General features: G+C 70.8%; 23 protein-coding genes. 11 read left to right on the top strand and 12 right to left on the bottom strand.

Annotated features, from left to right (window positions below):
• Nucleotides 1-4: 4 nt before the first annotated feature.
• Nucleotides 5-421 (bottom strand): hypothetical protein, encoded by a 417-nt coding sequence (locus tag ACFVT1_RS33565; RefSeq protein ID WP_389802451.1) that lies wholly within the window; start codon nt 419-421, stop codon nt 5-7.
• Nucleotides 422-838: 417 nt separating this feature from the next.
• Between ACFVT1_RS33565 and ACFVT1_RS33560 the strand changes: the two genes are divergently transcribed.
• The gene (locus ACFVT1_RS33560; protein WP_389802449.1) at nt 839-1,498 is read left to right on the top strand and encodes a zinc ribbon domain-containing protein; all 660 of its coding nucleotides are present in this window, start codon (nt 839-841) and stop codon (nt 1,496-1,498) included.
• A 512-nt stretch (nt 1,499-2,010) separates the two neighbouring features.
• Nucleotides 2,011-2,877, top strand: coding sequence for a hypothetical protein (locus ACFVT1_RS33555; protein WP_389802446.1), 867 nt, complete (start codon nt 2,011-2,013; stop codon nt 2,875-2,877).
• Between the two features lie 181 nt (nt 2,878-3,058).
• Here ACFVT1_RS33555 and ACFVT1_RS33550 read toward each other — a convergent pair whose 3' ends face one another.
• Nucleotides 3,059-3,655, bottom strand: a complete 597-nt coding sequence (locus tag ACFVT1_RS33550) for a hypothetical protein (RefSeq protein WP_389802444.1) — start codon at nt 3,653-3,655, stop codon at nt 3,059-3,061.
• A gap of 191 nt (nt 3,656-3,846) precedes the next feature.
• On the opposite strand from ACFVT1_RS33550, the gene ACFVT1_RS33545 reads away from it, so the two are divergent.
• Nucleotides 3,847-4,074: a hypothetical protein gene (locus ACFVT1_RS33545; protein WP_389802441.1), complete on the top strand. Its 228-nt coding sequence runs from the start codon at nt 3,847-3,849 to the stop codon at nt 4,072-4,074.
• Nucleotides 4,075-4,113: 39 nt separating this feature from the next.
• Here the strand turns inward: ACFVT1_RS33545 and ACFVT1_RS33540 are convergent, their stop codons facing one another.
• The gene (locus ACFVT1_RS33540) at nt 4,114-4,494 is read right to left on the bottom strand and encodes a hypothetical protein (protein ID WP_389802438.1); all 381 of its coding nucleotides are present in this window, start codon (nt 4,492-4,494) and stop codon (nt 4,114-4,116) included.
• A gap of 132 nt (nt 4,495-4,626) precedes the next feature.
• Here ACFVT1_RS33540 and ACFVT1_RS33535 point away from each other — a divergent pair, with 132 nt between their 5' ends.
• Together ACFVT1_RS33535 and ACFVT1_RS33530 are read left to right on the top strand one after the other, a co-directional pair.
• Nucleotides 4,627-6,801, top strand: coding sequence for a prolyl oligopeptidase family serine peptidase (locus ACFVT1_RS33535; RefSeq protein WP_389802435.1), 2,175 nt, complete (start codon nt 4,627-4,629; stop codon nt 6,799-6,801).
• A gap of 117 nt (nt 6,802-6,918) precedes the next feature.
• Nucleotides 6,919-7,416: a Rieske (2Fe-2S) protein gene (locus ACFVT1_RS33530; protein ID WP_389802432.1), complete on the top strand. Its 498-nt coding sequence runs from the start codon at nt 6,919-6,921 to the stop codon at nt 7,414-7,416.
• Here the strand turns inward: ACFVT1_RS33530 and ACFVT1_RS33525 are convergent.
• Nucleotides 7,413-8,111 carry a cysteine hydrolase gene (locus ACFVT1_RS33525; protein WP_389802429.1) on the bottom strand — a complete coding sequence of 233 codons (699 nt, stop codon included), beginning with the start codon at nt 8,109-8,111 and terminating at the stop codon, nt 7,413-7,415. The two genes, ACFVT1_RS33530 and ACFVT1_RS33525, sit on opposite strands and share 4 nt — an antisense overlap.
• A gap of 111 nt (nt 8,112-8,222) precedes the next feature.
• Here ACFVT1_RS33525 and ACFVT1_RS33520 point away from each other — a divergent pair, with 111 nt between their 5' ends.
• Complete coding sequence (locus tag ACFVT1_RS33520) at nt 8,223-8,699, top strand: pyridoxamine 5'-phosphate oxidase family protein (RefSeq protein WP_389802426.1); 477 nt, start codon at nt 8,223-8,225, stop codon at nt 8,697-8,699.
• Nucleotides 8,700-8,795: 96 nt separating this feature from the next.
• Here ACFVT1_RS33520 and ACFVT1_RS33515 read toward each other — a convergent pair whose 3' ends face one another.
• Entirely contained in the window at nt 8,796-9,590 is a 795-nt protein-coding gene (locus ACFVT1_RS33515) for a hypothetical protein (protein ID WP_389802423.1), read from the bottom strand.
• A gap of 91 nt (nt 9,591-9,681) precedes the next feature.
• Nucleotides 9,682-10,599, bottom strand: coding sequence for a LysR family transcriptional regulator (locus ACFVT1_RS33510; protein ID WP_389802420.1), 918 nt, complete (start codon nt 10,597-10,599; stop codon nt 9,682-9,684).
• A gap of 74 nt (nt 10,600-10,673) precedes the next feature.
• Here ACFVT1_RS33510 and ACFVT1_RS33505 point away from each other — a divergent pair, with 74 nt between their 5' ends.
• A complete protein-coding gene (locus ACFVT1_RS33505; protein ID WP_389802417.1) occupies nt 10,674-11,714 on the top strand; it encodes a DMT family transporter in 1,041 nt (346 codons plus the stop codon).
• On the opposite strand, the gene ACFVT1_RS33500 is transcribed toward ACFVT1_RS33505, so the two are convergent.
• On the bottom strand, nt 11,705-13,036 hold the full coding sequence (locus ACFVT1_RS33500; RefSeq protein ID WP_389802414.1) for an aminotransferase class I/II-fold pyridoxal phosphate-dependent enzyme: 1,332 nt from the start codon (nt 13,034-13,036) through the stop codon (nt 11,705-11,707). The two genes, ACFVT1_RS33505 and ACFVT1_RS33500, sit on opposite strands and share 10 nt — an antisense overlap.
• A gap of 35 nt (nt 13,037-13,071) precedes the next feature.
• On the opposite strand from ACFVT1_RS33500, the gene ACFVT1_RS33495 reads away from it, so the two are divergent.
• A complete protein-coding gene (locus ACFVT1_RS33495) occupies nt 13,072-13,767 on the top strand; it encodes a pyridoxamine 5'-phosphate oxidase family protein (protein WP_389802411.1) in 696 nt (231 codons plus the stop codon).
• Nucleotides 13,768-13,984: 217 nt separating this feature from the next.
• Here ACFVT1_RS33495 and ACFVT1_RS33490 read toward each other — a convergent pair whose 3' ends face one another.
• Both ACFVT1_RS33490 and ACFVT1_RS33485 read right to left on the bottom strand, forming a co-directional pair.
• Nucleotides 13,985-15,013, bottom strand: coding sequence for a DMT family transporter (locus ACFVT1_RS33490; protein WP_389802408.1), 1,029 nt, complete (start codon nt 15,011-15,013; stop codon nt 13,985-13,987).
• A gap of 63 nt (nt 15,014-15,076) precedes the next feature.
• The gene (locus ACFVT1_RS33485; RefSeq protein WP_389802406.1) at nt 15,077-15,535 is read right to left on the bottom strand and encodes a nuclear transport factor 2 family protein; all 459 of its coding nucleotides are present in this window, start codon (nt 15,533-15,535) and stop codon (nt 15,077-15,079) included.
• Between the two features lie 111 nt (nt 15,536-15,646).
• On the opposite strand from ACFVT1_RS33485, the gene ACFVT1_RS33480 reads away from it, so the two are divergent.
• A complete protein-coding gene (locus ACFVT1_RS33480; protein WP_389802403.1) occupies nt 15,647-16,213 on the top strand; it encodes a TetR family transcriptional regulator in 567 nt (188 codons plus the stop codon).
• Nucleotides 16,214-16,235: 22 nt separating this feature from the next.
• On the opposite strand, the gene ACFVT1_RS33475 is transcribed toward ACFVT1_RS33480, so the two are convergent.
• Nucleotides 16,236-16,805 (bottom strand): Clp protease N-terminal domain-containing protein, encoded by a 570-nt coding sequence (locus ACFVT1_RS33475; RefSeq protein WP_389802563.1) that lies wholly within the window; start codon nt 16,803-16,805, stop codon nt 16,236-16,238.
• A gap of 246 nt (nt 16,806-17,051) precedes the next feature.
• Here ACFVT1_RS33475 and ACFVT1_RS33470 point away from each other — a divergent pair, with 246 nt between their 5' ends.
• Nucleotides 17,052-17,255 (top strand): hypothetical protein, encoded by a 204-nt coding sequence (locus ACFVT1_RS33470; protein WP_362207415.1) that lies wholly within the window; start codon nt 17,052-17,054, stop codon nt 17,253-17,255.
• Nucleotides 17,256-17,333: 78 nt separating this feature from the next.
• Complete coding sequence (locus ACFVT1_RS33465; RefSeq protein WP_389802400.1) at nt 17,334-17,765, top strand: SRPBCC family protein; 432 nt, start codon at nt 17,334-17,336, stop codon at nt 17,763-17,765.
• An 86-nt stretch (nt 17,766-17,851) separates the two neighbouring features.
• On the opposite strand, the gene ACFVT1_RS33460 is transcribed toward ACFVT1_RS33465, so the two are convergent.
• Together ACFVT1_RS33460 and ACFVT1_RS33455 are read right to left on the bottom strand one after the other, a co-directional pair.
• On the bottom strand, nt 17,852-18,478 hold the full coding sequence (locus tag ACFVT1_RS33460; RefSeq protein ID WP_389802398.1) for a PadR family transcriptional regulator: 627 nt from the start codon (nt 18,476-18,478) through the stop codon (nt 17,852-17,854).
• Between the two features lie 143 nt (nt 18,479-18,621).
• Nucleotides 18,622-19,569: an NAD(P)-dependent oxidoreductase gene (locus ACFVT1_RS33455; RefSeq protein ID WP_389802396.1), complete on the bottom strand. Its 948-nt coding sequence runs from the start codon at nt 19,567-19,569 to the stop codon at nt 18,622-18,624.
• Nucleotides 19,570-19,785 lie beyond the last annotated feature (216 nt).

Below are 19,785 nucleotides of genomic sequence, written 5' to 3'. Positions count from 1 at the left end.
CGCCTCAGCGGACCGTCACGTTGAAGACCGGCGAGGCCGTGGTGCCGCTGACCATGCGCAGGTCGTTCTTGCCCTTGAGCCCGAGCTTGACGCCGAGCGAGTAGGAGCCGTCCCGCGCGATGCTCACGGACGCGGGCAGGCTGACCCACTTGCCGTGCTGCTTCTGCTGAAGGGTCACCTTGCTGCCCGCCTTGAGTCCGGTGGTCTTGCCCGTGACCCGGAACAGCTGCCAGGCGCGGACGGAGGACACCGACGGCTTGGCCGTGATGCCGGCCTTGGCTGGCACGGCCTTCTGCGCGACGACCGGGGTTGCGGTGTGCGCGGCCGGGGTTGCTGCCATCGCGCTGCCCGCGAGGGCGAGGGAAGCCGCACCGAGAACACCGACGACGGCCAGGCGCAGGGAGCGCCGCTTCGAGATCATCACAGATCTGTCCCTTTCCATGGTGAGAACAGCCTTTCGCGCCAAAGGGCACCTACGTGTCGATTGGCGTAGTCACTAGAAACGACGGCACGGCGGAGGCAGGCGTTCATCGGAGTTTGTCGCTGTCTTGTAACAGCCGTGCAGGGCCGGGGAGATGACGCCTGGAACAGCTCGGCGCCGAGACGGCGGCCGACGCCCCCACGACCTCGAATGGACTCCGCCCTCCCGGCCGGATGGGCGCACAGTGACGGGCGAGGGGGTGGCGCACCCCACCGTCCACGTACCGCAACGGATGGGGAGGCTCGGGTCTGACCTGCGGAGGAATTACCAAACGGTGACCCTGCCGCTCCTGCCGGGGCGACCGAACGTTGCAATCATACGATTGGAAGAATCTGATCGAATACGTGAGGTTCAGACGTGGCCGACGAAATCTACTTCAGCAACAACTACAACGACCTGTCACAGCAGCACGGCACCGGTGCGGGTTTTCAGTTCGAGTTCCGGTGCTCGCGCTGTTCGGACACCTGGCGTTCGCCGTTCGAGCCATTCAGATCGGGCCAGGCGGCCAGTTGGATCGGCAAGGGAGCCAATGCCGCCTGGAGTCTGCTGGGTGGCAACGCCGGCACCATCCGCAATGCCGCCGACGGGTTGGCCGGTGCCACCTGGGGCGGCGCGAGGGACACCGCGTTCCAGCGCGCGATCGACAACGCGCAGGGGCACTTCAACCGGTGCCCCCGCTGCACCTCGCACGTCTGCGGACAGTGCTGGAACGTCGAGCAGGGCCTCTGCCTGCAGTGCGCCCCCGACACCGCCGCCGAGGCGGAGGCCGCCCGTCGGCGCGGGATGAACGACTTCGTGGCGGATCGGTCCTACGCCGCCGGGCAGATCGCCGGGCAGGGCTACGACGTGGGCGCACCCCGGCAGTTGGTCTGCCCGCAGTGCCGTACGGAGACCCGCGGCGGCGCGTTCTGCCCGGGGTGCGGCCACCGCCTCGCCCAGAACCCGCAGTGCGGTTCCTGCAGCGCAACCGTGCCGCAGGGCGCCGCGTTCTGTCCGGGGTGCGGTTCGCGGCAGTAGGGGTTCCCCATGAGGCGCTGCACCATGGGCGTGCGGCGCCTGGTCCGTACGCCGTTGCCGTCACACACGAGGGCCGGGTTCCCCGCCGCATGTTCGCGAGCCGCGGACCCGGCACGTGTTCTGTGGGGTCCCGGGTGGTCAGGGGTGACCTGTGCCGCCGAACCTGGACTGATCGCCGTCGAAGTCGGGCCGTACGTAGTTCGTGCCAATGAAGGTGGTCCGCCGCAGGTCAAGGTGGGTGGGCCGCTGTCGCGAGAGGCAGCGTGGGTGCGGATCGTCACCGACGAGGACGATCCAGCGGTCGTTCCGCAACCGTGTCAACGGCATCGCAGCACTGGCTCTTCGGCACTTTCCGTGAAGCGGACGATCTTGAGGTGGCCCTTCCTTCGGAGTGTGCCGTCGTGTCAACTGCTCGGATCCGATGCCACGCGTGCGGAACCACCTACGCCCAACTCACGCTCTGATAGACGGATTTCGTGGCGCCGACAGGGATGCTGCCGTACCGTCGCACCATGCGGATCGGACGGCACTTGTCGACGGTGGCGGTCCTGGGTGGCCTGCTGGTGAGCGGGTGCACCTCGTCGGGTGGGGCGGCGAGACCTGCTGCCCCGAGTGCCTCCGGTGACGAATTCGAACCCTCCTCCATGCAGCAGATCATGGACTCCCGGCTGAACCGGGGGGTCTCCGAGCTGAGCGAGGGTGTCGTCCACCGCCCCAAACCGGACCGCCCCCTGGGGATCTCACCCTGCCGACTGGTGGAGCTGGCCAGCGATGCGCGCATCACTGACGAGGGGGCGAACACACGCAAGGCGGTCCCCATTCCGGCCCTGTACGAACTGCGGTCGGAGCGCTTCAACCCCGGATTCAGCGTCAGCATTTACCTTCTGCCCCGGCGAACCGACACATCCAAACTGCTCGCCCAGGTGCTCACCGCGGCCCGCGGCTGCGGCCCTCGCACCGCCAACGCCCCGGCATCCACCATCTCCCGTTCCAAGGCGCCGGTTACCACCGCCGCACAGATCACCGCGGGTAAGCACGGCCCGGGGGTGGCCGTCCTCAGTGACGCCCGGTACCAGGCAGCGCCACCATCACCCGGGCCCGACTGGACTATCGGGCCGGACGGGAAGCTCGCCCTCGTCGGCAAGCTGCCCACTGCGTCGAGCCCGCCGCTCACACCGACCGACACGTCCGTGGAGTACGGCCAGGCGTTGGTCTACGGCACAAACGGCCGCTTCCTCGTCGAGGTGCTCAAAGTCGCCGAGAACAGGCCACTGGACCCGACCCCGGCGCCCGGCAAGCAGCCGAGCGGCCCGGCGTACACCAGGGCGCAGGAAATCCTCGAAACCGTACTGACTGGCTTCCAGGGCGTTCCCGAGTAGGCATCAAGTCCGGTGAAACCCATCGCGGCGATCCTCTTGCGGTCTACGTCCGCGCGGATACGGCCCTGCGAGCGGTCCACCGGTTCTGTGTGGTGGTCGCACCCGAGCAATTGTCAAATCTTATGGATTGGCGCCCCATGGCAATAGACCTCGACCGTTTGCCAAGTGATCTTGACTGGTCTCAGGCTTCTGTCACTTGATTTTGACTGGCCTCCCGGCGTTGTCTGGCAGCCGTCCGAATTTCTGCCAGGGCGCGCTCATGGTCGACCGGTGGAGGCTGGAACTGGCCCGGGGCCAGCCGGACGTGCTCCTGCCAGGAGTCCTGCCAGAACTCCACAGTCCAGTCGGGCCATCGCTCTGGCATCTCGTATGCTTCGGCCGACGCCCCGAGCACCCACCAGCCGACCCGGCGCTGCAGCGGATCGATGTGGATGCCGGCATCGGCGGGTACCCGGCACATTCCGTGTTCGGGGCCGCCCGACAGCCGGTGGAGCAGTGCGGCCCCCTCCCGGATCGGGTGGTCGGCGACATTCGCCACTGCATAGCAGCGGTCCGGGCCGACGGTCACCACTGCAGCCATCGGCTCGGGGTCGGCCAGCTCCTCGTCCTCCGGTTCCAGCAACGGTCCGCAGGAAGTGCCGCGCCCGCGGTCACGTACGTGCGCCGGGTCCAGTCCCAGGTAGGTCCGCAGCTCGGCGGGGCCGTCGTAGGCCCACCGCACGTCCCACCCCGGCCAGGCTTCCCGCAGCAGTTCCAGGGTCGCGGTCCGGTACCGCATCAAGGTGCTCTCCCTGGCAGTACGCGTCGTCCAGCCACCAGTCGTCCACCCCCAGGCGCTGGACCATCGAGAGTGCTTCGGCCGGTCCCGCCAGCAGGTCGAGGTCGAGGCCCACCGCACCCCAGCGGGAGAGGTACAGCTCCCAGGCTGTCCGGCGCTCCGGCGAGCTGCTGCCGGACACCGCCCTGGCCGTGTCCGGGGGACGCATCTCCGATCTGGGCGACGACCGCCGGATCCGCGGGCTCGCGGACTCCGCGACGACGGTGATCGATCTGAAGCGGCTGCGCGCATGGTTGGTGCCCGAGGTGTTCGGCAACGAGGGGGACGAGGAGGAGGAACCGCTGGACCGGATGCTCCTCTTCGCCCGCTTGCGCAGCGGCGAGCCGGTCTTCCGCACAGGGGACGCGGCGGCCCGCTGACCGCCGTACGCCGCCCGGGGCGACCGGGCGGCGTGGCGCCTACGGACGCAGCGCCGCCAGCACTCGGCTGCGGAGGAGCTCGTACTCCGCGCGGAGCCGCACGATCTCCGCGGGCCGTTCGATCACCTCGCCGCCGACCACCGTCTCGTGGGGGCCGAACTGCTCGCGTGTGAGATCGACTTCGATCCCCATGCCCAAGCGGTTCCACCAGTGGTAGTCCACTTGTTCACCGTCGACATGGACCTCGCCGCGGATCAGCTCACCGCCCAACAGGTCGTGCACCACCAGGGCGGTGACACCGCACTGGTCGCGCGCCGGGTTGTCCGGGCTCCAGTCCGGGCGGTGGTCCGGCGTTGTGGTGTCCGCGCCCCAACCGCCGCGGATGGCCTGCTCGAACTCGTTGAAGTTGCTCAGTGTCATGTCGCTCAGCCTCGCAGGCCCCTCTGACAATCACGCGCGGCCGATCGCACCCGACGCGCGGTCTCCCCCAGGTCCGGACCGCAGCCGGAACCGGGGCCGCGTTGTCCGGGGCCCGCCTGTCATGGTGTCTCCATGACGACACCGTTCGACTCCTCGATTGACGACCTTCCGGACGAAACCCGTTGCTTCCCCCGGCAGTTCGCCCGGACCCGCCGCTTCTCTCTGGGTGTGCCCCGGCAGTTCAGCGTCTCGCCGGACGGCGCGCGGGTGCTCTTCGTGCGGTCCACGTCCGGTACGGATCAGGTGAGCCGGCTCTGGCTGTACGAGGACGGCCACGAGCGGATGCTCGCCGATCCGCTCGGGCCGGACCACGGCGACGCGTCCTCCCGCGCGGTGCCGCCGGAGGAGCTGGCCCGCCGCGAACGGGCCAGGGAGACCTCGTCGGGCGTGGTGTCCTACGCCACCGACACCCAGGTGCGGATCGCGGCCTTCGCGCTCGGCGGCGAACTCTGGGTGGTGCGGACGGACGGAGGCGCTCCGCGCCGGATCGCCACAGCCGGTCCGGTGGTCGATCCCCGGCCGTCGCCGGACGGCACCCTGATCGCGTACGTCTCCGGAGGTGCGCTGCGGATCGTGTCGGTGGAAGGGGCCGACGACCGTGCGCTCGCCGCCCCGGACAGCGCGCGGGTGACGTACGGACTGTCCGACCATGTATCGGCCGAGTCGATCGGACGCCCGCGCGGCCACTGGTGGTCGCCGCGGAGCGATGCGCTTCTGGTGGCACGGGTGGACACCTCGATGGTGCGGCGCCGCTACATCAGCGATCCGGCCCACCCGGAGCGGCCTCCGCGCGAGCTCGCGTATCCGGCGGCGGGGACCGCGAACGCGGAAGTGTCGTTGCACCTCGTGCGGGTGTCCGGGGAGCGGCTCACGGTCCGACTGCCCGCGGCCGCCGGGGAGGACCACCCCGAGGGTGTGTGGACGGACCGGTCGTTCGAGTACGTGGTGACGGCGGCGTGGGACCGGCACGGCCCGCTGGTCTCCGTGCAGACGCGCGATCAGCGTTCGGTGCATGTCCTGGCAGTGGATCCCGCCACGGGAGAGACGCGGACCCTGAGCCGGGCCCATGACCGTGCGTGGGTGGCGCTGAGGCCGGGTACACCGCTGCGGCTCCCTTCCGGAGCGCTCGTCGTTCCCGCGCGGCCGGGGGGCGACACGCAGGGGCTGGCGGTCGGTGGCGGAAAGACGCCTCCGGGACTTGAGGTCCGTGAGGTGCTCGGCGCCGTCGGGGACAGGGTGTTCTTCACCGCGAGCGAGGAACCGACCGAGGTCCACGTCTGGTCCTGCGCGAACCGGCCGCCCGAAGACGGTCTCCACGGTCTCGTCCGGGTCAGTGCGGCACCCGGTGTGCACACGGCGTCGGTCGGCGGCCCCACCCTGGTGCTGGACAGCAGGACCCCGGACGGTCAGACGGTGTCCGTGCTGCGCGACGGGGTTCCGGTGGGGCGGATCGCGGTTCTCGCCGAGACGCCGCTGGTCACCCCACGGGCCGCGATGCTGAGCCTCGGGAAGCGTGAGCTGCGCAGCAGGCTGTATCTGCCGTCGTGGCACCGGGCGGGCGACGCCCCGCTGCCGGTGCTGCTCAGCCCGTACGCGGGTCATGGCATGCAGGTCGTCCTGAACGTGCGTACCTGGTGGGTCGCGGTCGCCCAGTGGTTCGCCGAGCAGGGCTTCGCGGTGCTGGTCACGGATGGCCGCGGCACTCCGGGGCGTGGGGAGGCATGGGAGAAATCGGTGCACGGCGACCGGCTGACGGCCGTGCTGGAGGACCAGGTCGACGCGCTGCACGCCGCTGCCGCACGGTATTCGGCGCTGGATCTGACACGGGTCGCCATGCGCGGCTGGTCGTTCAGCGGCTACCTCGCGGCTGCCGCCGTGCTGCGCCGTCCGGAGGTCTTCCACGCGGCGGTCGCCGGTGCCGCGCCGGCCGACCGGCGGCTCTACGACACCCATTGGGAGGAACGGTTCCTCGGCCACCCGGATGTACTTCCGGAGAATTACGAGCGCAGTTCGCTGCTCCCGGAGGCCTCCGGGCTGACGCGCCCGCTCATGCTGGTGCACGGAATTGCCGATGACAATGTGGCCGTCGCCCACACGATGCGGTTCTCCGCCGCGCTGCTGGCCGCGGGCCGGCCGCACACGGTGCTGCCGTTGTCCGGGTCCGGCCATCTGGTCACCCAGGAGGAGACGGCGAGCAATCTGCTGCTGCTGGAGCGAGACTTTCTCAAGAAGTCTTTGAGGTGTTGAACACGGGGGTCCCGCTGCGCGTACCCGCGGTCGGGCACGGACGTGGTGACCACCGAGGTCGTGAACAGAGAGCTCGCGAACATCCAAGTCGCGAGCGTCGCGGAAGGGAATGCCGGAATGAACACATCGCAGGACCACGAGGTACGCCCCGGGCGTCGGGCCGTTGTCACAGCGGTCGGGGCCGTCTCGGTGACGGCCGTACTCACCGCGTGCGGCAGTAAGAAAGAGTCGGGCGGCTCCGGCGGCTCCGGCGGCTCGGGCCGCTCGGGCGGCTCCGGCGGCTCGGACGCGGTCGAACCGGCCGCTTCCGGAAGGAGCCGCGGCGGCGACGTGCTGGCGAAGACCACCGACATTCCGGAGGGTGGCGGAAAGATCTTCGCCGACCGCGACGTCGTGGTGACACAGCCCCAGGCCGGTTCCTTCAAGGCGTTCTCGTCGAAGTGCACCCATCAGGGATGCGCTGTGTCGAGCGTGTCGGACGGCACCATCAACTGCCCGTGCCACGGCAGCAAGTTCGACATGGTGACCGGCAGCGTGACAGCGGGTCCGGCGCCCAAGCCGCTGCCCACCAGGGCCATCACGGTCGAGGGCGGTTCGATCACTCTCCCGGCCTAAGGGCTCTTGCCCCGTGAGGTCGGGCCCGGCCGGCCGCGCTCCGCCGGACGGGTCTTCGTCCGCCCTCGGCCGCGCCAGCAGCCGAGCACATCATCGGTGGTCGTGAGGGTGGCGACCAGGGCGAGTGTGTTGCGGATCATCGCGGGGGTGTAGTCGGCCGGCACCCCCGCGATGGCATCGGACGGCACCACCGCCGTGTAACCGAGATTCACCGCGTCGAACACGGCGTTGGGAACGGCGACATTGGCCGAGACCCCGGTGACGACGAGCGTCCGGCAGCCGAGGTTGCGGAGCAACGCGTCCACATCCGTACCGGCGATGGGCGAGAGGCCGTGCAGCCGGCGCACGACGAGGTCCTCGTCCGCCACCTCGATGGGCGCGGCGATCCGTACCGCCGTGGTGCCCGAGTGCTGTTGTACGGGCAGCCGTCCGGCGGCCCGGAAGAGGCGGGCGTTGTGGTTGGCGCCCCGCCCGTCGGGGCGACGTTCGGCCACCGCGTGCAGTACCTGGACCCCGGCCTCGTGGGCGGCCGCCACCAGCCGGGCGACGCGGTGGAGGGCACCGGAGGACCTGGCTTCCTCGGCCAGTTCGGGCAGTGCGCTGCCGGGGCCCACGACGCCCTGCTGGCATTCGACCGTCAGAAGCACGGTGGTGGCGGGATCGAGCTGCTCGGCGAGCTGTTCCTTCGGCGGCACGGCTGCCCCTTTCGGCGGCGGATCGGGCGCGCGAGGTTAACCGCCATTGCGTGATGAGGGAAGAGGCCTCATGATTTCTGACACATAGTCAGCTATCGGGAGGGGGCGCCCATGGCCGCCATTCAGCGACGGGGCCGTCGGATCATGATGACGGACGAGGAACGCGACAGTTATCTCGCCGAGCAGCGCACCTGCCGGGTCGCCACCGTGTCCGCGGACGGCCGCCCGCACCTCGGCGCCCTCTGGTTCGCCTGGGACGGCACCTCGCTCTGGCTGTACTCGATCACCCGCAGCCTGCGCTGGTCCCAGCTGCGCGGCGATCCGAGGATCGCGGTGGTCGTGGACGACGGGGTGGAGTACGCGGATCTGCGCGGCATCGAACTGTCCGGCGAGGCCGTCCCGGTCGGCGAAGCGCCCCGTACGGGCGAGTCCTGCCCCGAACTCGAAGCGCCGGAGAGGCTGTTCGCGGCGAAGTACTTCGCGATGGACACCATGCCGCACGACGGGCGGCACGCCTGGCTGCGGCTCACCCCGGAGACCATCACCTCCTGGGACTTCCACAAGCTCGCGGGCCCGTCCTCGACCTGAGCACCCAACGGCCCGGGAGAAGGACCCGCCCCGACTGATCGTGACAGCCGGCGCCTCCTCCGTGACCGCGAGGACGCGATGCCGTACACCAGCGGTTCAGCGATAAGCCCTGCCGCGTACGTAAGCGATGACGAGGGTGACCGCGGCGATGGCGCACACCAGCATGCCGATGGCCAGGAAGGCGTAGCCGGCCTCGCTGATGCCCGATTCGGTCTCGACGATGGCCATTCCGCCGCCACCGGGGATCCGGCGTTCCTTGTCCGGGTGGTCCGCGACGTAGAGGATCATCGCGGCGACCGCCGCCGCGCACACCGCGGCCCCGGCCAGCGGCCAGCCGCCCGCCCTGCCGTACCAGGGGACCCGCGGTTTCAGAGCGACGTGCGGGCACCGTGTCAGCAGGGCGCGCCCCAGGCCCGCGGCACGTCCGGCGAGTCCGTCCGTCCGGAGCCGAGTGCCGTCGTCGAGGCCGATCTCGATGCGGTACCCGTTGCCGAGCCGGGTCGCGAGGGCGTTCACCGCATCGCCGTCGACGTGGAGCGAGGTGACGCGGTTCCAGGACCAGCCCGCGGTCCCGCGCCGGGATCCGTGGACCAGACCTCCCTGGCGTACCTCGAAATACTCCCCGGGCTCGCCACGCACGGCCCGCGCGATCTGGGACACCGCAATTGCTACCGCGCCCAGCGCGAGGCCGAGCAACAGGCCGATCGCCTTGTTGCTGCCCGCCGACCCGTCGCCGGTCGCGGACACGCCCCACGCACCCACCCAGCCCGGCGGGATGGCTATGAGCAGCGCACAGCCCGCGTTCACCCACCGCTTCCGATGGTCCACCGCGTGCCGACTGATCACCGGGCCGAGGTCTTCGAACGCGTCCATTCCTTCGATACCAGTCACCGGGGAAGTCAAGCATCCGGATTGCCGGCTCCTCAAGATCCCATCAGGAGCAGGCAGTCGGCACCGTCGCGCTTGGATCTCCAGATGCTTGTCAATGACGAGTTGGCGTGTGCATCTCCCGGCCGGCCATCCGTAGCGCCGCCACCGCCGCCCTGATCGACGGGCGCCGGTCCGCGTCGGTACGCCACACGGCGTGGACGTGCCGTCGCATCTGCTGCCGCACGGGCACGAGCCGCACCCCGTCGGGCACCGGACCACGGCCCAGCCGAGGGGCGACGCAGACTCCCACCCCCGCCGCGATCAGGGCGAGCTGGGTGTGGTGCTCGCCCGCCAGATGCGCGATGCGCGGTTCGATGCCCTTCGAGCGCAGGGTGAACATCAGCCAGTCGTAGCAGAACTCGCCCTCGGGCCAGGACACCCAGTCGTCGTCGGCGAACTCCTCCAGGTCGACCTCCGCCCGGTCCGCGAGCCGGTGACCGGCCGGCATCGCGATGTCCGGTGCGTCGTCCAGGAGTTCGGCCTTGGCCAGTCCGCCGGGCACCGGCAGCCGCTTGTTGCTCCAGTCGAGCACCACCGCCAGGTCGACGTCCCCCCTGATGACCGCACGGATCCCGTCCTCGGGCTCCAATTCCCGGGTGCGTACGCGCAGTTCGGGGTGGTCGGCATGGAGCGTGCGGAGCACTGCGGGGAAGAGCCCGCGCGCCGCGGTCGGGAAGGCGGAGAGCCGGATCTCGCCCACCACCTCGCCGCGCTGCGCCTCGATGTCGGACTGGGCCAGCTCGACCTGGGAGAGAATCCGGGCCGCGTGGTCGGCGAGCAGCTGACCGGCGTCGGTGAGCCGGACACCGCGCCCGTTCTTGGTGAGGAGCTGCTGCCCCACCTCCCGCTCCAGCTTCGACATCTGCTGGGAGACCGCGGACGTGGTGACATGCAGCCCCTCGGCGGCGCCGCTGACCGAACCGTGCCGGGCGAGGGCATCCAGGGTGCGCAGGCGCTCCAGATTCAACATGTAAGCAATGCTACGCGGATTCCCGCATAAAATCTCACTTGTCCTACGTGGTTGTTTTCGCCATCGTTGACGGCATGAGCGCGCCCGCCAATCCGAGCCCCCCTCCTCCCGCCGAGTTCCCCGCCCCGCCCCGGCCTGCCGGGACGGCCGCCCCCTCCCCCGCTGCGACGCCTGCTTCGGCGCCCACTTCGGCCCCCGCCCCGGCGCCTGCCGCGCGTCCGCGGCTGGACTGGCGGATCCGCTTCGGAGCGCTCTCGCTCATCTGGGGCTTCAGCTTTCTCCTGATCAAGGTCGGGACCGAGGGATACGCCCCGTTCCAGGTCACCCTCGGCCGCCTCCTGTCCGGCACGGCGGTGCTGGCCGTCGCGATGGCGGTACGGCGGGAGCGGCTGCCGCGCGGCATCCGCACGTGGGGGCATCTGGCCGTCGCCGCGTTCTTCCTGAACGCGCTGCCGTTCTCGCTCTTCGCCTATGCCGAGCTGACCATTCCCTCGACGCTGGCCGGAATCTGCAATGCGACCTCGCCCCTGTGGGGCATGCTGCTGTCGCTCGTCGCGCTCTCCGAGGACCGGCCGACCCGTCGCCGCGTCGCCGGACTCGGGCTCGGTTTCCTGGGTGTACTGACCGTGCTGGGTGCCTGGCAGGGCTTCTCCGGACTGGACCTCAGCGGTACGGCCATGGCGCTGCTCGCCTCCCTGAGCTATCCGATCGGCTGGATCTACGTCCGCAGAACGCTGGCAGGCAGCAGTTCGTCCACCCTTTCCCTGACCGGCAGTCAGCTCTTCCTCGGTACGGCGCAGATCGCTCTGGTGACCCCGCTGTTCACCTCGGCACCCGACGGATTCCCACTGCTCCCGACCCTTGCCGTGGCCGCCCTGGGAGCGCTCGGCACGGGCCTCGCGGTGCTGGTCCAGTACGGCCTGGTGGAGGAGGTCGGACCGACGACCGCGCAGATGGTCACCTACTTCATCCCGGTCATCGCCACCGCTGCCGGAGTCGTCGTGCTCGGCGAGCGGCTGAGCTGGAACACTCCGGTCGGCGCCCTCGTGGTCCTGGCGGGCGCCGCCCTCACCCAGAGCAGGGCGCGCCGCGCCGGGGCAGGGGCTCAGCCGTAGTTCATCGGTTCCGCCGGTCCGGCCGCCGCCGCCAACGCGTCGGCCAAGGGCTCGATGTCGGCCTCGGTGAGCGGTGAGACGGTGAGCCGGACGCCCTGGGGCGCGGTCATCCGGAACCGCGCGCCGGGCGCCACCGCCCAGCCCGCGTGCAGCAGCCGGGCCACGGCCCCGGTCTCGTCGCTGACCGGCACCCAGACGTTCATGCCGCTGCGCCCGTGCGCCTCCACGCCCCGCCGCTCCAGCGCCCGCACGAGTGCGTCCCGCCGCTTCCCGTACGCCCGCGCCACCTCGCCGGGGTCGACCGCGCCCGAGGCCCACAGGTGGGCCACGGCCTGTTGCAGCAGCCTGCTGACCCAGCCGGGGCCGAGCCGCTGCCGACCCGACACCCGGTCGACCGTGACCGGGTCGCCGGTCAGCACGGCGACCCGCAGATCCGGCCCGTACGCCTTGGCCACGGACCGCACGAACGCCCACCGGTCCGTGGCGCCCGCGAGCGGGTGCAGCGGCACGTCGACGATGGCGTGTCCGTGGTCGTCCTCGACGAGCAGGACGCCCCGGTGTCCGGCCAGGACGCGCCGCAGCTCACGGGCCCGCTCGGCACCGATCGCGGCTCCGGTCGGATTCTGCGCGCGGCCGGTGACCACGAGCGCGCGGGCACCGGCGTCCAGCGCGCGTTCCACGGCACCGGGCAGCGGTCCGTCGTCGTCGAGCGCGACGGGAACGGGGCGCAGCCCCAGTGCCGGCACGAGGTCCAGCAGGCTTCCCCACCCCGGGTCCTCGACCGCCACCGCGTCACCGGGTCTGAGGTGCGCGACCAGTACGCGCTCGATCGCGTCCAGGGACCCGGAGGTCGCGACCACAGGACCGGCCGGCACTCCGTCGGCATCCAGGGCGGCGCGCGCGAGTGCGGCGAACTCCGGGTCCACCGGAGCCTGTCCGTACATTCCGGGCTTCCGCGCGTACTCGCCCGTGGCCGCCGCGAACGCCTCCCCCAGCGCGGGCAGCAGCGCCGGATCGGGGTTCCCCTCCCCCAGGTCCCGCACCCCGGGCGGCGCCTCGACCCGGAGCGAACCGCGCGCCGTACTCGCGGGGCGCGGTCGCACCCTGCTGCCCCGGCGGCCGGCCGTCTCGATCACTCCGCGCTCGCGCAGCGTGCGGTAGGCGGCCGCCACCGTATTGGGGTTCACCCCGAGCAGTTCCGCCAACTCCCGCATGGGTGGCAGCACTTGCCCCGGCGCGAGATCCCCCGAGCCGACCCCGCGCTCCACACTGGCGGCAATTTCCGATGCGCGCCGCCCCACGATCCGATACTCTCCTAGCACAAACTGGATTATGCACTAGTGCAATGGAGTACGCAATGTCGGACACCGCAACGCCGCAGCCCACGGGCCCGGACACCGGAGCCGGATACCCGCCGACCGGACGCACCGTCCCGACCCGTTCCCGCGAACGCGCGGCGTACGACCGGGAGCTGGTCCACTCGATACTCGACGAGGCGTACGTCTGCCATCTCGGCTTCGTCCGCGACGGCGCACCGGTCGTCCTGCCGACGCTCTTCGGCCGCGTCGGCGAGCGCCTCTACGTACACGGCTCGACCGGCTCCCGGCCGCTGCGGGAGACCGGCCGGACCGACCCCGGCCTGCCCGTCTGCCTGACCGTGACGCATGTCGACGGGCTGGTACTGGCCCGCTCCGCCTTCCACCACTCGATCAACTACCGCTCCGTGGTGGTCCACGGCATCGCCCGCACGGTGACCGACCCGCAGGAGCGGCGGACCGCCCTCGACGCGATCGTCGACCACGTGGTGCCGGGCCGGTCCGCGGACTCGCGGCCCGCCGACGAGAAGGAACTGGCCGCGACCGCGGTCATCCGCCTGGACCTCCAGGAGGTCTCCGCCAAGATCCGCACCGGCGGCCCCAACGACGAACCCCGCGACCTCGCGCTGCCGCACTGGGCCGGCGTCGTCCCGCTCGACCACGGCTATACGGCTCCGCTCCCCGCGGACGACCTCGATCCCGCCATCGGGGTGCCGGATTACATCACCGCGCTCTGAACCGCCACCGGGGTGGACGGGTCCGGCGCCGGAGGCACGGGCCCGTCCGCCCCTGCCGCTCAGGCCGGTACGGCCGCCCGGCGGCGGACGTGCGCAGCGCGGCGCGCCTCGTCGAGATCCTCGTCAGAAACGACCGCCCGCGCCGGGCGGCAGGCGGCAGGCGGCAGACGGCAGACGGCAGACGGCGATAGGTACGGCCGAATCCATGATCGTCAGATCACGTCACGGCGCGTCCGGCCGACAGCTCCCCCTCGGCGGAGCCATGCCCCTCGTCAGGTCCCGCCACGTACCCCTCGCGCCGTCGCGACGCGACGGGGCCGGAGGGCGTCCTCGGCGTCGCCGACTGGGCGATGAAGGCACCGATCAGCACCATGGAACCGCCGATGAGCTGCGGCGCCGACAGGTGCTCGCCGAGCATCACCCAGGCGAGCACGGTCGCGATGACCGCCTCCAGGCACGCGACGACACCCGCCACCGCGGGTGAGAGCAGCCGTACCGAGATCACACCGGTGATGTAGGCGACCACCGTCGCCATCAGCACGATCCAGACGAGCAGAAGCCATGCCGGCACGTCCGTGCCGTCCATGCCCGCACTGCCGCCCAGAACCGGCCAGTCCATGTTCCACGGCCGTGCGACCGCGGTGAGGACGACCGTACCGATCAGCAGCCCGTACGAGATGACACCGATCGGGTGCGGCGGCTCGACGCCTTCCGTCCGGTCCGCGCTCCCCTGGTCCGACAGAACGAAGTACCCGACCTGGCAGCAGGCGGCACCCAGTGCGAGCAGCAGCCCTGTCACGTCGAAGCTCAGCCCCGACCAGACCTCGACCACACAGGCGAGTCCCCCGACGGCGAGCACCACACCGATCGCGGCACTCCGGGTGACCGGACGGCGCTGGACGAAACGCACCCAGCCGAGGACGAGCGCGGGCGCCAGATACTCGACGAGAAGTGCGACGCCCACGGGGACGCGGGAGATGGCGGCGAAGTAGAAGGCCTGCACGCCCGCGACGGCGAGCAGCCCGAACCCCAGCAGCAGAACCGGCCTGCTGCGCACGAGATCCCGGTGGCGCCAGGCGACGGGCAGCATGACGAGGGCAGCGCCCGCCACCCGTAGCCACACCACATGGAGCGGATCGAGTCCCGCCTCGATGAGCGGCTTGGCCGCGACCCCTGAACCACCGAATGCGAACGCCGACACCAGGGCAGGTCCCAGGCCGGCGCTTCTCCCCTGAGACGCGTGCATCGGCACATCATGACAGCTGGCGTCAGGAGCGTCACCCCGGTGACCCCTGACGCGCACCCCCCGTCAGCCGCTCGGCTCCGCCGCGGCCTTCGCCATCGACTCCCCCAGCCCTGCGACGGCCAGGCCGTCCATGTAGTCGCGGACGCGGGTGATCAGTCCGTCATGAACATGCACGACCAGCAAGCCGGGCACGGTGAAGGTGCCGCTCACGGACGGCAGCGCACCGACCACGACGTGCTCGCCGATGATCACTTCCGGATCGGCGGTCTCGTGGATCTCCCACTCCTCGACGGCTTCCACCCGGACGGGACTCGCACCCCAGGCCGCCCGATAGCCGGCGCGCACCTCTTCGCGCCCCACGAAACGCGGGGGAAAGCCGGGGGACACGAACGGGAACTCGTGCAGCGCGTCCACGGCGTACAGGTCGGCGAGGTCGTCCGCGGACTTGTCGAGCATGGCCCGGTGGTAGCAGCCCAGCACCTCGCGCGGGGTACGGGCCAGGGGTTTCCTCGGACCTGGCACAGAACTCGCTCCGCTCCACTCCACTTGCTCGCTCCTCACTCACTCAACGCGTGTTGACCCCATGACCGTACGAGTCCGCGCAGGTTCGGTCAACGCCTGTAGAGTGAATCCGTGACCGCCCCTCGCGCCACCCGCGCCGACCGCCGTCGCGCCACCGAGGCACGCATCCTCGACAGCGCACGGGAACTGTTCGCCGAGCGGGGCTTCGACCGCACCACCATCCGCGCCGTGGCAGCCGCGGCAGATGTCGATCCGGCCCTGGTCATGCAGTACTTCGGGTCGAAACGCGAGTTGTTCACCCAGTCCGTGCAGGCGTCCCCCGCCCTGTTGGCCGGCGCCGACGCCGACACCCTCGTGGATCAGTTGCTCACCGCACTCGGCCTCAAGCTCGGCGGCCTTCCCGACGGCGCCCTGGCGATGATGCGCTCCATGCTCACCGATCCGGCCGCGGCCGATCAGGCCCGCGCGAGACTCGGCCGGCAGATCGACAGCATCGGTGCGGCGCTGCCGGAGGCCGACGACCCCGAACTGCGCGCCGCGCTGGTCGTCACCACCATGGTCGGCGTCACCATCGGCCACCAGCTCCTGGGCCTCGACGCCCTGCGCGACGCCCCCGCCGACCGTATTGCCGCCCTGCTCCGTCCGGCCTTCAAGGCCCTGACGGAACCGCCGCGCTGAATCGGCCCCGGGGCGTCGGGCCTCAGCCCCCGGTCTCCTGCCGTCCCTGGCCGGACGCCCCCGCGATCCGGGCCGCGAGCTGCCCCGCCTCGACGCCGGCCCGCTCCAGCACCTCGACGGCCCGGCACTCGCGGTCGGTGGCCAGCGCCACGAGCAGATCGAGCCCGCCGGCCCGCGCGTCGCCGCGCGACTCCGCCCGCACGCGGGCTCCGGCCATCGCCGAGGCGGCCGAGGGCGACCAGCCCTCCGCCCCCGTGTCCCGCACGGCGGAATCCGGATCCCTGACGACCGGAACGGCACCGGAGTCCTCCACCGCACCCTGCCAGCGGAGCCCGTATCCGATACTGCGCTGGACGAGGTACCCGAGCACCTTGGCCAGTTGCGGTCCGCCCTCGAAGGCTGCCCGCACCTCCGGATCCGATTCGATGAGGGAGTGCAGGAGATGCGCCGTGTCGATCTGCCGGTCGCCGTCGCGCAGTGCGCGCCTGCGGGCACCCGTCACCACGGCGGCCAGCTCCACAGTGAGTCTGGCGTCGAACCCAGCACGGTTCGGTGCGGGCTGCTGAGGGATCCGCGGCGTCCGGTTTTGCACATCTCTCACCCCATCAGTCCCGCGGCGCGGGAGCATCGCCAGAGGGGCCCATCTAGGCATCCCACGCAAGTTGGGCACACCCGAGCGGTTCCTCCTCCTTACGGATGAGATCTCGCCATTCCGGGATCCGATCCGGAAAAACGGCGCGCGCCGCCTTGCGCCGCGCCCCCGGAGCAACCGGGAGCCGCCCCGGGAACGTCCCAGAGGCCACACCATCCATACGGCGGCCGAAAGGGGGCTGCGGACGTGTCCTGGCTGGTCGCCCTGCCGGCGCTCGACGGACGGGAGTACGTATACCGGGTCCACGCACCGGCGGACGCACTGCGCGCCGACCTCTTCTGGGCCGCGTTCCACTGCCATGACGACGGCCCGCACCCGCGCGCCTGCGACCGGTTCGATGCCGCACTGATCTGGCGGGCGGCACTGGAGGAAACGGGACCACGGATCTGACGGTTCATCAGTATTGAATGTTCACGTCACTGCGGCTACGTTCCGCGACACCGTAACCCGCCGAGAAGGGGTGGTCGCATGGCCGAAGTCAGTGCAGAAGCACGCATCGAAGCACCGGCCGAGAAGGTCTGGGCCCAGCTGACGGACTTCACCGCGTACGGCCAGTGGAACGCCACCCACACCAGCTTCCCCAAGGGCGCCCCTGCGGCACTCGAACTCGCGGCGACCTACGAGGAGAACATGAAGCTCATGGGCTTCCCCGCCGAAGTGACCTGGACGGTGGCGGAACTGGAGACCGCGCGCCTGCTGGCCACCAGGGGCAAGGGGCCGATGGGCGTCAACCTGGCCATGCGCTACTCACTGACGCCCGACGGCGATGCGACCACGGTACGCATCGACGGGGAGTTCACCGGCGCGGCCGTCTCCCTGATGGCCGGCAAGCTCAAGGACTCGGCGACCGCCGCGCTCACCGAGTCGCTGCGCAGGCTGGACGGCCTGGTCGCCGCCTGACGGGCGCCGGACGGACCGGAAGGGGCCTCGCGGCTCGGCCGCGAGGCCCCTGGCACCTTTGCGCGTTGCACCTTTCACCCGCGGGCTCAGTGCTCGTCGGCGAGGATCAGATAGAGCTTCTTACGGGCATCGCCGATGACCGCGAGGGCCTTCTGACGCTGATCGGCCGAGCCGGTCTTCCAGACCTGACCGAACGCCTCCATCAGACCGAAACCGGCCTGCCGGATCTCGTTGACGCTCTCCCAGTCGACCCCCCGCCCGGCATCCTCCCAGGGCGCGTCGGGACCCGACTCCGCCTCGGTGCGGCCCGTTTCGGTGAGCGTGAAGAGCTTCTTGCCGCCCTCGCTGGCACTGACGATCAGGCCCTCGTCCTCCAGCAGCTGAAGAGTCGGATAGACCGAACCCGGACTGGGCCGCCAGGCCCCGCCACTGCGCTCGCCGATCTCCTGGATCATCTCGTATCCGTGCATCGGCCGGTCCTTCAGCAGCGCCAGGATCGAGGCACGTACGTCACCGCGGCGCGCCCTCCCCCGGCCACCGCCTCGACCGCGCCCGCCACCGAAGGGGCCGCCCCCGAAAGGACCGCCGCCGAACGGCGGACCGAACTGCCCGAAGGCCGCCCGCCGCCCCTCGAAGCCGCCCCAGCCTTGATGGCCGGGCCCGCAGTGCCCATGTCCATGCCCGTGCTCATGCTCGTGTCCGCGTGAACGCATCGCCACACTCCTTCCATCGTTGATCTGTCGCGATGCGTCAACGATATATCGGAACCGATCGCTTGACAATCTCCTCGGCTGAGGGGGGCCGTTCTCGCCGAAGCCGATCGCCGTCTCGTCCCGCCCAGTCGCGCTACGGGCGATCAGGCGTGCGGTGACAGGCCGTCGTCCACGGGGACGTTCTCGGCTTCCAGCGTCATGCCGGAGTTCCTGGCCTGCTCAAGGATCAGGGCGGCGAAGTCCTCCTCCACATGCCCTGCCCCGATCGCACCGGCGACGAGCTGGGCGGTGGCGGCGGCGAGCGGCATCGGGACCTCCAGCTCGCGGGCTGCGGACAGCCCCAGATCGAAGTCCTTGCGCAGCAGCGGCATGGTGAACGTCGGCGTGAAGTCCAGGTTGACCAGCGCCGGTGACTTGTAGCGGGTGTAGACCGAGCCCAGCACGGAGCCGTTGAGGAATTCCAGAAGGGCGGCACGGCTGACACCGCCCTTCTCCGCGAGAACGGTGACCTCGGCGAGCGACTGGGTGAGGACACCGAGGAGGACGTTGTGCGCGATCTTGACGAGGCGGGCGGCCTCGTCCTCTCCGACGTAGGTCACCCCGCGCCCCAGCAGTGCCAGCACCGGTTCGACCTGGTCGAACACCGCGCGCGAGCCGGAGACCGCGACGGTCAGCCTGCCTGCGGCGATCACCTGCGGGTTCCCGCTCACCGGTGCGGCCAGGAAGTCGGTCCCACGCCTGGCGGCCGCTTCGCGGATCAGCGCGGACATCTGCGCGGAGACCGTGGAATGGTCGACCAGCACCCCCGGTGCGACATCCGGCGAGGTCAGCAAGGCGCCAGGGCCCGTGGTGACCGCCTCCAGGTCGGCCGAGGCGGAGACCATGGTGAAGACGACGTCCCGGTCGGCCAGACCGGCCGGCCGGTCGACGATCGCGGCTCCCCGTTCGGCCAGCGGTTCGGCCTTGGCGCGGGTCCTGTTCCAGACGGCTACGTCGTGCCCCGCGTCCAGCAGCCGGGCGGCGAGCTGGAAGCCCATGCGGCCGGTACCGATCCAGCCGATGCGAGGGCGGTCCTGGGCGGCATACATCATTTCTGTACCTCGATCCTGGAAGACGGTTCGACCTGTGCGGCCCTCCTGCTCACCGACCGGACCGCGGCACACGGCCGACAGGGTGCCGACACGCCACGGCCTCTGTGTCGGATTGCACGACCGTCCCGCCCTGCCCGAGGCAGTCGGGACGGAGTCCTGCTGAACCACACCCGCGTATGCGAGCAAGGGCGAGTCTGCGTCCCCGCACACGCGCGC

The organism is Streptomyces sp. NPDC057963, assembly GCF_042887155.1.
In the GTDB taxonomy this organism is placed as follows: Bacteria; Actinomycetota; Actinomycetes; order Streptomycetales; family Streptomycetaceae; genus Streptomyces.
The sequence above is the reverse complement of the archived record's forward strand: the minus strand, read 5'-3'. Positions and strand labels throughout refer to the sequence as shown.

Excerpts from the sequence above, each read along its gene's own strand:
- ACFVT1_RS33465 (WP_389802400.1), top strand. The coding sequence starts at position 17,334 with ATGGCCGAAGTCAGTGCAGAAGCACGCATCGAAGCACCGGCCGAGAAG.
- ACFVT1_RS33530 (WP_389802432.1), top strand. The coding sequence starts at position 6,919 with ATGAACACATCGCAGGACCACGAGGTACGCCCCGGGCGTCGGGCCGTT.
- ACFVT1_RS33460 (WP_389802398.1), bottom strand. The coding sequence starts at position 18,478 with ATGCGTTCACGCGGACACGAGCATGAGCACGGGCATGGACATGGGCAC.
- ACFVT1_RS33490 (WP_389802408.1), bottom strand. The coding sequence starts at position 15,013 with ATGCACGCGTCTCAGGGGAGAAGCGCCGGCCTGGGACCTGCCCTGGTG.
- ACFVT1_RS33510 (WP_389802420.1), bottom strand. The coding sequence starts at position 10,599 with ATGTTGAATCTGGAGCGCCTGCGCACCCTGGATGCCCTCGCCCGGCAC.
- ACFVT1_RS33540 (WP_389802438.1), bottom strand. The coding sequence starts at position 4,494 with ATGACACTGAGCAACTTCAACGAGTTCGAGCAGGCCATCCGCGGCGGT.
- ACFVT1_RS33555 (WP_389802446.1), top strand. The coding sequence starts at position 2,011 with ATGCGGATCGGACGGCACTTGTCGACGGTGGCGGTCCTGGGTGGCCTG.
- ACFVT1_RS33565 (WP_389802451.1), bottom strand. The coding sequence starts at position 421 with ATGATCTCGAAGCGGCGCTCCCTGCGCCTGGCCGTCGTCGGTGTTCTC.
- ACFVT1_RS33505 (WP_389802417.1), top strand. The coding sequence starts at position 10,674 with ATGAGCGCGCCCGCCAATCCGAGCCCCCCTCCTCCCGCCGAGTTCCCC.
- ACFVT1_RS33535 (WP_389802435.1), top strand. The coding sequence starts at position 4,627 with ATGACGACACCGTTCGACTCCTCGATTGACGACCTTCCGGACGAAACC.
- ACFVT1_RS33520 (WP_389802426.1), top strand. The coding sequence starts at position 8,223 with ATGGCCGCCATTCAGCGACGGGGCCGTCGGATCATGATGACGGACGAG.
- ACFVT1_RS33550 (WP_389802444.1), bottom strand. The coding sequence starts at position 3,655 with ATGCGGTACCGGACCGCGACCCTGGAACTGCTGCGGGAAGCCTGGCCG.
- ACFVT1_RS33455 (WP_389802396.1), bottom strand. The coding sequence starts at position 19,569 with ATGATGTATGCCGCCCAGGACCGCCCTCGCATCGGCTGGATCGGTACC.
- ACFVT1_RS33495 (WP_389802411.1), top strand. The coding sequence starts at position 13,072 with ATGTCGGACACCGCAACGCCGCAGCCCACGGGCCCGGACACCGGAGCC.